Source organism: Flavobacterium oreochromis, from assembly GCF_019565455.1.
In the GTDB taxonomy this organism is placed as follows: domain Bacteria; phylum Bacteroidota; class Bacteroidia; order Flavobacteriales; family Flavobacteriaceae; genus Flavobacterium; species Flavobacterium oreochromis.
The window spans coordinates 428322-440768 of the sequence record NZ_CP067377.1 but is presented as its reverse complement, the minus strand read 5'-3'; the positions used below and the strand labels follow the sequence as shown (position 1 = coordinate 440768).

At 31.2% G+C, this 12447-nt stretch carries 12 protein-coding genes and 1 pseudogene; 6 read left to right on the top strand and 7 right to left on the bottom strand.

The features are described from left to right. Positions 1-129: 129 nt before the first annotated feature. The 4 genes from JJC03_RS02165 to JJC03_RS02150 all read right to left on the bottom strand — a co-directional run bounded on the left by JJC03_RS02165 (position 130) and on the right by JJC03_RS02150 (position 4956). Positions 130-660, bottom strand: coding sequence for an inorganic diphosphatase (locus JJC03_RS02165; protein WP_088400998.1), 531 nt, complete (start codon positions 658-660; stop codon positions 130-132). A gap of 114 nt (positions 661-774) precedes the next feature. Further along, positions 775-1383 carry a DNA-3-methyladenine glycosylase family protein gene (locus JJC03_RS02160; protein WP_088401000.1) on the bottom strand — a complete coding sequence of 203 codons (609 nt, stop codon included), beginning with the start codon at positions 1381-1383 and terminating at the stop codon, positions 775-777. Between the two features lie 2 nt (positions 1384-1385). After that, positions 1386-3887, bottom strand: coding sequence for a DUF5686 family protein (locus JJC03_RS02155; RefSeq protein ID WP_235873901.1), 2502 nt, complete (start codon positions 3885-3887; stop codon positions 1386-1388). A gap of 88 nt (positions 3888-3975) precedes the next feature. Beyond that, entirely contained in the window at positions 3976-4956 is a 981-nt protein-coding gene (locus tag JJC03_RS02150) for a pyruvate dehydrogenase complex E1 component subunit beta (protein ID WP_088401004.1), read from the bottom strand. A 181-nt stretch (positions 4957-5137) separates the two neighbouring features. Here JJC03_RS02150 and JJC03_RS02145 point away from each other — a divergent pair, with 181 nt between their 5' ends. The 6 genes from JJC03_RS02145 to JJC03_RS02120 all read left to right on the top strand — a co-directional run bounded on the left by JJC03_RS02145 (position 5138) and on the right by JJC03_RS02120 (position 9405). Continuing rightward, entirely contained in the window at positions 5138-5884 is a 747-nt protein-coding gene (locus tag JJC03_RS02145) for an electron transfer flavoprotein subunit beta/FixA family protein (RefSeq protein ID WP_088401006.1), read from the top strand. A 97-nt stretch (positions 5885-5981) separates the two neighbouring features. Next, positions 5982-6950 carry an electron transfer flavoprotein subunit alpha/FixB family protein gene (locus tag JJC03_RS02140; RefSeq protein WP_088401008.1) on the top strand — a complete coding sequence of 323 codons (969 nt, stop codon included), beginning with the start codon at positions 5982-5984 and terminating at the stop codon, positions 6948-6950. Between the two features lie 106 nt (positions 6951-7056). Beyond that, on the top strand, positions 7057-7674 hold the full coding sequence (locus JJC03_RS02135) for a bifunctional nuclease family protein (RefSeq protein ID WP_088401010.1): 618 nt from the start codon (positions 7057-7059) through the stop codon (positions 7672-7674). Between the two features lie 79 nt (positions 7675-7753). Continuing rightward, positions 7754-8578, top strand: a complete 825-nt coding sequence (locus JJC03_RS02130; RefSeq protein ID WP_088401012.1) for a thymidylate synthase — start codon at positions 7754-7756, stop codon at positions 8576-8578. Positions 8579-8591: 13 nt separating this feature from the next. Further along, the gene (locus JJC03_RS02125; RefSeq protein WP_088401014.1) at positions 8592-8918 is read left to right on the top strand and encodes a 2TM domain-containing protein; all 327 of its coding nucleotides are present in this window, start codon (positions 8592-8594) and stop codon (positions 8916-8918) included. Continuing rightward, positions 8911-9405 (top strand): dihydrofolate reductase, encoded by a 495-nt coding sequence (locus tag JJC03_RS02120; RefSeq protein WP_235873900.1) that lies wholly within the window; start codon positions 8911-8913, stop codon positions 9403-9405. Before JJC03_RS02125 ends, JJC03_RS02120 begins: the two co-directional genes overlap by 8 nt. Positions 9406-9652: 247 nt before the next feature. On the opposite strand, the gene JJC03_RS02115 is transcribed toward JJC03_RS02120, so the two are convergent. From JJC03_RS02115 to metK, 3 genes and pseudogenes are all read right to left on the bottom strand, one after another. Next, positions 9653-10267 (bottom strand): deoxynucleoside kinase, encoded by a 615-nt coding sequence (locus JJC03_RS02115; RefSeq protein ID WP_060383322.1) that lies wholly within the window; start codon positions 10265-10267, stop codon positions 9653-9655. Further along, positions 10267-11055, bottom strand: a complete 789-nt coding sequence (locus JJC03_RS02110) for a hypothetical protein (RefSeq protein WP_103714429.1) — start codon at positions 11053-11055, stop codon at positions 10267-10269. The genes JJC03_RS02115 and JJC03_RS02110 overlap by 1 nt, the downstream gene beginning before the upstream one ends. A 76-nt stretch (positions 11056-11131) precedes the next feature. Further along, positions 11132-12405 (bottom strand): annotated as a pseudogene (gene metK / locus JJC03_RS02105) (methionine adenosyltransferase). Between the last annotated feature and the right edge of the window lie 42 nt (positions 12406-12447).

Sequence of the window (12447 nt, the reverse complement as noted above, 5' to 3'; positions counted from 1 at the left end):
TTGGATTACTTCAACTATAATGAAAGTTATATTAGTTATAATAAAAAAGCGAAATTTCTTAAGAAATTTCGCTTATAAATATTTATATAGGTATGATTGAAAACCTTTATTCTAAAAAAAGAAGAAGTGTTATTTTATGCTAAATAATCCTTCTGGTTTATTTTCTAGAGAATTAAAACGATCAATACATTCTTTTATAATTCTTTGAGCTTCTGTTATATCTCCCCATCCTTGAACATCTACCTCTTTGTTTTCTAAATCTTTATAAACTTCAAAAAAGTGTTCAATTTCTTTTAATAAATGAGGGTTTATATCTGATAAATCATTTAGTTTATTCCAGATAGGGTCAGAAATAGGGACACAAATAATTTTTTCATCTGATCCTTTGTCATCTGCCATATGAAAAACCCCAATAGGTTTAACTTCTACAACACAACCAGGAAATGTAGGTTTAGTAACTAAAACTAAAACATCTAGAGGGTCGCCATCTAAAGCTAAAGTTTCAGGAATAAAACCGTAATCAGCAGGATACATCATAGAAGAATATAACATACGGTCAAAACGCATTCTTTTTAGATCAAAATCATATTCATATTTATTTCGGCTTCCTCTAGGGATTTCCACTAATACGTCAAACGTAGTGATTTTATCAGTAGTCATTATTTTATATATTTAATTTTGAGGGTGCAAAGGTACGTTAAAATTTGGAATATGGAAATTTGAAATGGCAGTTTTTAAATAAATAGTGCTTTATTATTGTTGAAAACGAGTTGGTTAGTAATCATATGTTATTTTTCTGCCTCGTTTTTGAAGGTAATAATGCCATAATAAAAAAGAAGCATAGCTCCTGTAAGGTGACCAGTTTTGAGTATATAGAATGATTTCTTCTTTTGTTTTTAATTCTAATAATTCTTTAAGGGTGTTTATTATAGCTATATCACCTATAGGCAGAACATCTGGTTTGTTTAGGCTGAACATTAGATAGATATCAATCGTCCAATGTCCAATTCCTTTTAACTTGATTAGTTCGTTTCTAACACTTTCGGCTGGTTTAGTTGATAATGTCTCTAGATCTATTTTTTTAGTTGAAATTGCTTCTGCTAAGTGGTTAATATATGTTGATTTTTGTCTGCTAACTCCACAATTTCTAAAATCTTCTTCTGGAGTATTTAGTAAGTTTTCAGGGGTGATTTCTTTAAATTTTTCTTTTAATCTTAAGAAAGTTGCTTTGGCTGAATCTACAGATACTTGTTGCTCTAATATTAATAGAACTAATGTTTGAAAACCTTCGGGTCTAGAGGGTATCATTTCAGGCAAACCATATAGGTCTATGATTTGCCTGAAAATTATATCTTTTTCTTTTAGATACTCAAAAGCTAACATTTTTAAAATTCAGGGAAGAAACCAAAACGCACTCCAAAAGTAGGAGGGATCCCTCCATTAATATCGTTAAAAGCGGAACGCCAAATGAAGTCTATCCTTATAGGTTTGAAATTGCCTAAACCTATATTTTCAATCCCAAAACCGTATTCTGAATAGCCATTAGTTGGTGCATTATAATTGATAGATGAATGGTTAATTGATTTGTTGCTTTGTGAAATACTACCCCAAATTGTTTTATAGAATAAAACTTCTCTTAGTTTTAGTTTTTTTAGTAAAGGAATTCTGTTGAATATATAACCATTAAAATGATGTTCAAATCGTATGGAAAAATATTGGTCTGTTACTAAATCATAATAGTCTAATAATGAAAAAGAATTAGGAGAGATAGAATAAGCTTGATTTACAACGATTGGAGTTAATAAATTTAGAGGTAGTTTTTGAAAGACTTTAGCACCTTCTAATGTGGTTCTTAATACCCCAAAATTGCTTAACTGTAATGGTTTTTCGTATAGTAATTGGATTTTATCATAATTATATTGACCATTAAAAACTCCTTTTAGACCATGGGTGTATTTAAGAGCTAAAGAGCTATATAATCTTCCTGTGTAGGTTTGATCAACTCCAAATCCGTATACGTCTCGTTTAGGGGTGTAAAAGATGCCGCAACTAACGGCAAAATCAGTTAATGTGTTTTTAATTTCTCCATTATAGTCATATGCTATTGAGAAACGGTCATTACTCGCGGATTTCATGTCTCGATGAACGAAACTCAAATTGAACTTTAAGTTGTTGTGTGGTTGATAATCAGTGCTAAATACACTTTTTTCTACATTTGTTAAACTATAGTTTTCTCCTCTAGCAATAATTACATTAGTGCTTGGTCCTGTGGCAATAAGTTCAGATTCTTCTAAACCAATACTGCTTAATTGTAAATTGTCTTTTAAGAAACCTAATCCTAGTGTTATGCGAGGATTGGTGTTAATTAAATAACGGGTGCTTAGTCCAAATTTTATAGCGTGGTCTAATGTACCGTATGCCATGTACCCGTTTACCCTGAATAGATCATTAGGGTTTGTAAAAGTTCTAAAACCAGCTTTTAGTCTGATTCCTTCAACATTGTTATTTGAAAAGGTTTGATATAAAGAACCGTATTGAATGTTTTTGAAGACAGTAAAGTAGCCAGAAGTAAGTATTGTAATTAAGTTGGTTACTCGTCTTATTCTTTTGTTATTACCTAAGTCGGTAATGATTTTTCTAGTGTTGTTTATTCCCGCTTCACGTGTAGTAAGCTGTTTCCAGTAGTCATCTCCTTTTTCAAATTGATTTGCTAATGTTTGTACTTCAATTGTATCATAAAAATTAGGTGCTAGTTCTTGATTGAAAATATAATCAGAGTATAATATGTTTTTTTTCAAATACATTCCTTTTTCTCCGTCTTCTTTTGAGAAAAAAGTAAAATCACCTTCATAAGTTTCTCGTTCAGGTAGGTATACGTCGTTGTCTTGTATAGTGTAAATTTTCTCAATTGAAAGATTTCTTACAAAATTTAGATTTACTTTAGGATTATTGCGAAGATACATCTCTGTAATTGCAAAATTTTTATCGCTTACTTTAAAAGATCCTTGAAAAAGTAAGTCTTGATTGTTTCTAGGGAAATAAAAGATTTCATAGATTTTTTTATTTCCATCTTGAATGCTGTCTTTTAAAACATACTCATATTGGCTATATCCGCGTACTGATAGTGGACTCACGAATGCTTTGTTGAGTATAACTACATCATCATCATATACATCAAATGGCTTAATGAAATTACCTATTTTTTCCATCATAAAGCCTTTGTCTGCTAGACCTGTAGTTCGTTCGCCTTCCGTAACTTCTTTGAATTTGTTTCTTATGTTGTCACCATAAATTTTTTCATTAGTTTCTCTTAAATATGTTGGTATTATATAATTAGGCTGATTCTTTTTTTGTTCAGCGATTTTTATTACACTATCGTAATGATTACCTAAGACTCTTTTTAAGAAAACGCTGTCTAAATTACTCAATCCATTAGCTATTGAAGTGTATTTAGTATATTGATATGATTTAGAAGCTAATAAACCATTTTTCTTTTTGTTTTTCCAGATTTGTTGTAAGATTTTGTAAGCAGGATTTTCTTCTTTTTTTAAGTGTTTTTTAGGTTTGGCTACTACTACAACCTCTTTTAGTTGCTTTGTTGTAGACATCACTACTTTTAAATTATTTATGATAGATGTATTTAATTCTACTTCTGTATCTTCAAAGCCTGTATACTTAACAATAATTGCCTTGTAGTCATTTGTAGATTCAATTTTAAAAACTCCATTTACATCAGAAGAAATACCGGTTTTGCTGCCTTTAAAATAGATATTTGCAAAAGGAAGTGGTAAATTTTGATCGTCGTATATTGTACCACTAACTTTTGTTTGTGCGTTTATAAATAATGTAAAAAACAATATTATAAAAAAACTAATCTTTTTTTGCATATTCTTAAAAATTGATATATACTAACAATAAAGCTCCATCGTTTTTCAAAGATGGAGCTTTATAATAGATAACATGTATATATAGTTATTATTTATATAATACTTTCCTAACCGCTTTAATAACATCTTGCGCGTTTGGTAACCATTCTTTTAATAAAGTAGGAGAGAAAGGAGCTGGTGTGTCAGCAGTTGTAATCCTTTGAATAGGAGCGTCTAAATAGTCAAATGCTCTTTCTTGAACTATATAAGTAATTTCAGAAGCTACTGAAGCGAAAGGCCAAGCTTCTTCTAAGACTACCAATCTATTTGTTTTTCTGACAGAATTTAGAATAGCATCATAATCCATAGGTCGAACTGTACGTAAATCAATAATTTCTACAGAAATTCCTTCTTTTGCTAGTTCATCAGCTGCTATGTAAGCCTCTTTAATGATTTTACCAAATGAAACAATAGTCACATCAGTTCCTTCTCGTTTGATATCAGCTACTCCAATAGGAATCGTATATTCTCCTTCAGGTACTTCTCCTTTGTCACCGTACATTTGTTCTGACTCCATGAAAATAATAGGGTCATTATCTCGTATAGCGGACTTTAAAAGACCTTTTGCGTCATAAGGGGTTGATGGAACAACTACTTTTAATCCAGGGCAATTTGCAAACCAATTTTCAAAAGCTTGTGAATGTGTAGCGGCTAACTGACCAGCAGAAGCTGAAGGTCCCCTGAAAACCATGGGCATAGGAAACTGTCCTGCACTCATCTGTCTCATTTTTGCAGCGTTATTAATAACCTGATCAATAGCACCAACAAGACAAAAATTAAATGTCATATATTCTACAATTGGGCGACAACCGTTCATTGCACTACCTACTGCTATTCCCGAAAAACCCATTTCGGCAATTGGAGTGTCTACAACGCGTCTAGGACCAAACTCGTCTAACATTCCTTTTGAAGCTTTATATGCTCCATTATATTCAGCCACTTCTTCTCCCATTAAATACACCGACTCATCACGACGCATCTCCTCACTCATGGCTTCACAAATGGCTTCTCTAAACTGTATCGTTCTCATAAAATTTTCTTAGATTCTACAAAATGAATCGCAAAAATATAAAAAATTAAACCATCATCAATGAAATTAAAAGAGAAACTAATTAAAAAAGTGATAAAAAATTATTATGCGCGCATAATAATTGTATGTATATTTTAGTTATATTTGTAATTCTATAAATTTTAAACCAATTTGATTAACAATGAAAATATTAGTTTGCATCAGTCACGTACCTGATACTACTTCAAAAATTAATTTTACCAATGGTGATTCAGAATTTGACACTAATGGTGTGCAATATGTAATTAATCCTAATGATGAGTTTGGATTAACTAGAGCAGTAATGTTTCAAGAACAACAAGGGGCTACAGTTACTGTGGTAAATGTTGGAGAAGCAGATACAGAACCAACTTTAAGAAAAGCATTAGCCATTGGGGCAAATGATGCAATTCGTGTAAATGCGAAACCTACAGATGGCTTATTTGTTGCAAAACAATTAGCAGAAGTAATTAAAAATGGGGGGTTTGATTTGATTATTGCAGGAAAAGAATCGTTAGATTATAACGGTGGGATGGTTCCAGGTATGACAGCTGGTTTACTAGGGTATAATTTTATTAATTCTTGTATTGACTTAAAAGTAGAAGGTGATACTGTAACAGCTGCTCGTGAAATTGATGGAGGGAAAGAAATTGTTACTACAGCATTACCTCTTATTGTTGGTGGGCAAAAAGGCTTAGTAGAAGAAAAAGATTTACGTATTCCAAATATGCGTGGAATTATGACTGCTAGAACAAAACCTCTTAATGTAGTAGAGCCTGTAGGGGCAGAAGTTGCTACACAAGCAGTTAAATTTGAAAAACCTGCACCTAAGCAAGAAGTGAAATTAGTAAGTCCAGATAATATAGACGAATTAATCAACTTATTACACAACGAAGCAAAAGTAATCTAATCCATCAAAAGTTGAAAGTAAAAAGTCAAAAGGTAGTTTCTAACAAGTTTCCTATAAGACTTTAGACTTTATAATTTATGACTTAAAATAAAATCTTATGTCAATTTTAATATACGCAGAATCAGCCGAAGGAAAATTCAAAAAAGTAGCATTTGAATTAGCTTCATATGCAAAAAAAATCGCAGAATCTACAGGAACTACAGTTACGGCATTAACTATTAATGCTGGTGATGTTTCGGAATTAGGAAAATATGGGGTAGATAAAGTGTTAAAAGTATCTAGTGATAAACTAAATAATTTTAATGCTAAAGCCTATGCAGATGTAATAAAACAAGCGGCAGAAAAAGAAAGTTCAAAAGTTGTAGTGTTATCTTCTACTACAGATTCTTTATACTTAGCACCACTTGTTGCTGTAAATTTAAATGCTGGTTATGCTTCAAATGTAGTAGCTTTACCAGTAAGTACTTCTCCTTTTCAGGTTAAGAGAAATGCTTTTTCAAATAAAGCTTTTAATGTGACACAAATTGATACTGATGTAAAAGTATTAGCTATTGCAAAAAACAGTTTTGGAATACTAGAAGTAGCAAGTTCTGCTGCTGCTGAAGATTTTGCTCCTGCTATTTCTGATGCAGATTTTGGTGTACAGACTCAATCAGTAGAAAAAGGATCTGGTAAAGTTACGATTGCTGATGCAGATGTTGTTGTTTCAGGTGGTCGTGGATTAAAAGGTCCAGAAAATTGGGGAATGATAGAAGAGTTAGCATCAGTGTTAGGTGCTGCAACAGCATGTTCTAAACCTGTTTCTGATTTAGGATGGAGACCTCATAGTGAGCACGTTGGACAAACAGGTAAGCCAGTTGCTACTAACTTATATATTGCTGTTGGTATTTCAGGAGCAATTCAACATATTGCTGGGATCAACTCATCTAAAGTAAAAGTTGCTATTAATTCTGATCCAGAAGCGCCTTTCTTTAAGGTTGCAGATTATGGTATTGTAGGAGATGCTTTTCAAGTAGTTCCAGTTTTAATAGAAAAATTAAAATCGTTTAAAGCGCAAAACTCATAATTTACTTATTTAAAATAATCCTAAAAAGAGCCATATTATGGCTCTTTTTTTATTAACAGTACAAAGTTTTTTGTTACTTTGCAGGATATATTCACAGCCAAAAAAAATGAGTTTAGTCAGACTATCTATAAAAGGAATTTCATATAGCCAAACGCAAAATGGAGCTTATGCTTTGATTTTAAATGAGGTAGAGGGAGATAGAAAATTGCCTATTGTTATTGGAGCTTTTGAAGCACAGTCAATCGCGATAGCTTTAGAAAAAGAAATTCGTCCACCGAGGCCTCTTACACATGATTTGTTTAAAAATTTTGCAGATCGATTTGATATAATCGTTAAACAAGTTATTATACACAAATTAGTAGATGGCGTTTTTTACTCAAGTATGATTTGTGAGCGTGATAAAATTGAAGAAATTATTGATGCTAGAACTTCTGATGCTATAGCATTAGCATTACGGTTTGATGCGCCAATTTTTACTTATAAAAATATTTTAGATAAAGCAGGTATTTATTTAAGTACTTCTTCAGAAGAAAATATAACATCTGATGAAGATATTCTTTCAGCACCAGAAACGTTTGGAGTTTCACAAGAAGATGATAAAGCATCTGCTTATTCAAAGTTGAGTTTAGCAGAGTTAAATGATCTTATGGAACAGGCTGTTGTAGATGAAGATTATGAAAAAGCAGCTAAGATTCGTGATGAAATAAATAAAAGAGAGCTGTAATTAATAGCTTTTTATTCAATAAGAAGGTATAATGAATTCTTTTTATGATTTACTATTTTAAAGCTTAAAAGCGATAATAATGAAGCAATATTTAGATTTAGTTAAACATGTTTTAGAAAACGGAAATCAAAAAGGAGATAGAACTGGAACAGGTACTAAAAGTGTTTTTGGTTATCAAATGCGTTTTGATTTAAGTCAAGGATTTCCCATGGTAACTACGAAAAAGCTACATCTAAAATCTATAATTTATGAACTTCTTTGGTTTTTAAAAGGGGATACTAATATCCAATATTTAAATGAAAATGGAGTGCGTATTTGGAATGAATGGGCTGATAAAAATGGGGATTTAGGTCCTGTTTATGGTGATCAGTGGCGTAATTGGAATGGTGAAGAAATAGATCAAATAGTAGATTTAATAGAAACTTTAAAGAGAAGTCCAAATAGTAGAAGAATGTTAGTTTCTGCGTGGAATCCTTCTGTGTTGCCTGATGACAAAAAAACATTTGCAGAAAATGTAGCTAATGGGAAAGCGGCCTTGCCTCCTTGTCACGCATTTTTTCAGTTTTATGTAGCAGATGGAAAATTATCTTGTCAGTTATATCAGAGAAGCGCAGATATCTTTTTAGGAGTCCCTTTTAATATTGCTTCATATGCTTTATTAACCATGATGATTGCTCAAGTATGTGATTTGCAAATAGGAGACTTTATTCATACTTTTGGGGATGCTCATATTTATAATAATCATTTAGAGCAGTTAAAATTACAGTTATCACGTGATCCACGTCCATTGCCTAAAATGATTTTGAATCAGCAAATTAAAAATATTTTTGATTTCAAATTTGAGGATTTTACATTAATAGATTACGATCCTCATCCGCATATTAAAGGAGAAGTAGCAATTTAAAAAAACTTTTTAGATGGATATTAATCAACAAGAATTATACGAGTATGCTCGCTTGCGGATTAAGCAAAAAAGACGACTATACTTTCATTTTGTCATATGGTTTACTGCTAGTTTATTTCTCTTATTTGCTAATTATATTCTAAACACATTTCCTAGTTTTAATTGGTCAATTTGGGTTATATCAATTTGGGCTCTTTTTTTTATTTTGCATTTTATTCGTGTTTTTATAACAGAACGGTTTATGAATAAAAAATGGGAGCGAGAACAAATTGAGAAATTAGTTTTTAAACAACAGCGTAAATTAGAACAACTTCAAAAAGATATTCAAAAAAATGCCTAGAAAAATCATATTAATTGCTGCTGCCGGTCAAAATAATGAATTAGGTAAAAACAATGACTTGCTATGGCATTTACCAGATGATTTTAAACATTTTAAAGCATTGACAACTGGACATTATATTGTAATGGGGCGAAAAACTTTTGAAAGCTTTCCAAAACCACTTCCTAATAGAACACATGTAATTGTTACGCATTCTGAAAGGTATTCTGCTCCAGAAAGTTGTCTTGTTGTGGTTGGTATTCAAAAAGCATTAGAAGTTTGTCCTATAGATCAAGATGTCTATATAATAGGAGGAGGTGAAATTTATAAACAGTTTATAGATTTAGCAGATCAAATAGAATTGACTAGAGTACATGGTTGTTTTGAAGCAGATACGTTTTTTCCTAATATTAATAATACTCAATGGGTGCTTAAAAACTCTATTTTTCATCCTAAGGATGAAAAGCACGCATATTCTTTTACTATTGAACGGTATGTTAGAAAATGAGTGATCTTCAATATTTTTAAAATAAACTGTTATAGCTATTAATAATTTTTTTGTTATGGTATAAATAAAACAGTTGACTTAACTGAACTTGAGCTAACTCTGTGCCTAAGTAGTTTAATATATTTCTTGAAAATTTCTCTATTTATATGAAAATTGATAAAAGTAAAAAAATCAGAATAAAACAATCTGTCTTATTCTGATTTCTAATTGTTTGTCTTTTAATAATAAAAGAGTGCTCTATTGGAATTTAGAATAATCCATTAATCTTTGCGTCAATTTTATTAATAATCATACCTAAATCTTCTGGATTGTCTACAAAATTAATATTGTCAACATCAATTATTAAGAGATTTCCTTTGTTGTATGTCTGAATCCATGCTTCGTATCGTTCATTTAATCTGCTTAGATAGTCAATTGAAATTGAATTTTCATAATCACGTCCGCGTTTGTGAATTTGTCCAACCAAATTAGGAATTGAGCTTCTTAGGTAAATTAGTAAATCAGGTGGTCCAACTAGATTTTCCATTAATTCGAATAAAGAAGTGTAGTTTTCAAAATCACGATTGCTCATTAGTCCCATAGCATGTAAGTTAGGAGCAAAGATATGAGCGTCTTCATAAATGGTTCTGTCTTGAATGATTTTTTTGCCACTTTCTCTAATTTTTAAAATTTGACGAAAACGACTGTTCAAAAAGTAAATTTGAAGATTGAAACTCCATCTGTCCATGGAATGGTAAAAGTCATCTAAGTAAGGATTTTCATCTACATCTTCAAAATGTGGTTCCCATTTGAAATGTTTAGATAGAAGTCTGGTTAATGTGGTTTTTCCAGCTCCTATATTTCCAGCAACTGCTATATGCATTAGGGTAAAATAATTTTATAATTGGTAATTCCTTGAGGTGTAAAAATAGCTAAATTTTGGTTTTTGTAATAGAAACTTATAAATGAATTTTGAATATTATCAATTAAAAATGGTTTTTGGTTTTTTATATCAAAAATAAAAAGACTTGTATTTGTTTGATATACAATGTGTTTTTCTTCGTTTATTGATATTTTATCGTATTTAGGTAATTTGGTTATGAAGGTTTTTTTTCCAAAAATATCACACTGATAAAAATTGTTTTCTATATCTGTCCAAAAGAAATAATTAAAAGTGGAATAATAATTTTTAATGGGTTTTTCGAAAATAACTCCAATTAATGAGGTTGTGTTTCTTGTGTAATTATAGCGCAATAATTGTTGGTTGTTTTCGTCAAATAGCCAATAATTATTTAAACTAGATGTTCCAATGGCACCTATTGTAATTGAGTTAATATTATTAAAATCTAATTTTTGTACTTCATTTAATTGATTGTCTAGAGCGATAATAGTATTGAAGTTTTTGAAAAAAATAAGAATTCTTAACGGATTTTGTAAGTCAATTTTAGATATTTTTCCTAATTGAACATTTTTGTATTGGTATTGTTCAGAATCTTTAGATTTGAATAAAGTGTTGTCTTTAGTGTAGTATATAAAGCCTGTATTGTCCTCTCCAATATATTCATCTGCTTCTATTGGTTTAAAACTTATTAATGAAGTTGTAATATTAGGGATTTGGGAAAATATGAGTGGATTTGATAGTAATATTAATATGGATAAAAAATGTTTCATGAAAGAAAGGTATAAAAATAAAAAGAGCCTTGCAATAATTATTTGTAAGGCTCTTTTTGAATTATATTTATCTGAATTATAAATTAAAAGCTGTCTTTATTTTATCTACAAAGTCTAGTTTTTCCCAAGTAAATAATTCAATCTCTATTTCTTTAACTTCTCCAGCAGGAGAAACGAAACGTTTCTTTATTACCTCATTTTTACGTCCCATGTGTCCGTAAGCAGCTGTTTCGGAATAAATCGGGGTTCTTAGTTTTAAACGCTGTTCAATTGCGTATGGTCTTAAATCGAATAACTCATTTACTTTTTCAGAAATTTGAACATCTGTTAAACCGTTTTTAGCAGTTCCGTATGTATTTATGTAAACGTTACAAGGTTTAGCAACACCAATAGCATATGAAACTTGTACCAAAACTTCATCAGCTATGCCAGCAGCTACTAAGTTCTTAGCGATATGACGTGTTGCATAAGCTGCTGAACGATCTACTTTTGAAGGGTCTTTTCCTGAGAAAGCACCACCACCATGAGCTCCCTTGCCTCCGTAAGTGTCTACAATGATTTTTCTACCAGTTAATCCAGTATCACCATGAGGACCACCAATTACAAATTTACCAGTAGGGTTAATGTGGTATTCAATTTTGTCGTTAAATAAGTGTGCGTATTGTGGGTATTTAGTAATAATACGTGGAATCAAAATTTCAATAATATCTTTTTGATTTTAGCTAACATTTCTACTTCTTCAGCAAAATCATCATGTTGTGTAGAAATTACGATAGCATCAATACGTACGGGTTTGTTGTTGTCATCGTACTCTAAAGTAACTTGTGACTTAGCATCAGGGCGTAGATAAGTAATAGCTGAATTTTCTCTGCGTAATTCAGCTAATTCCTGTAATAATTTATGTGACAAGTCTAATGCTAATGGCATATAGTCTTGTGTTTCGTTAGTTGCATAGCCAAACATGATGCCTTGGTCACCTGCTCCTTGTGCATTTGCTTTGGTTTCAAAGTCTGCCTCAGCTGTAATTCTATCTACACCGCGATTGATGTCGTCAGATTGTTCGTGAATAGCAGATAAAACACCACAAGAATTAGCTTCAAACATATATTCGCTTTTAGTGTAGCCAATTTTTTTGATTACTTCACGAGCTATGCTTTGAACATCTAAATAAGTTTTTGATTTTACTTCTCCAGCTAAAATCACTTGTCCTGTTGTAACTAAGGTTTCACATGCTACTTTTGATGCTGGGTCAAAAGCTAAAAAGTTGTCAATTAATGCGTCGCTGATTTGATCAGCTATCTTGTCAGGGTGTCCTTCACTCACTGATTCTGACGTAAATAAATAAGCCATATACTAGTTTTTATTGTCTATGTTAGCGAGGAAAACATTTGC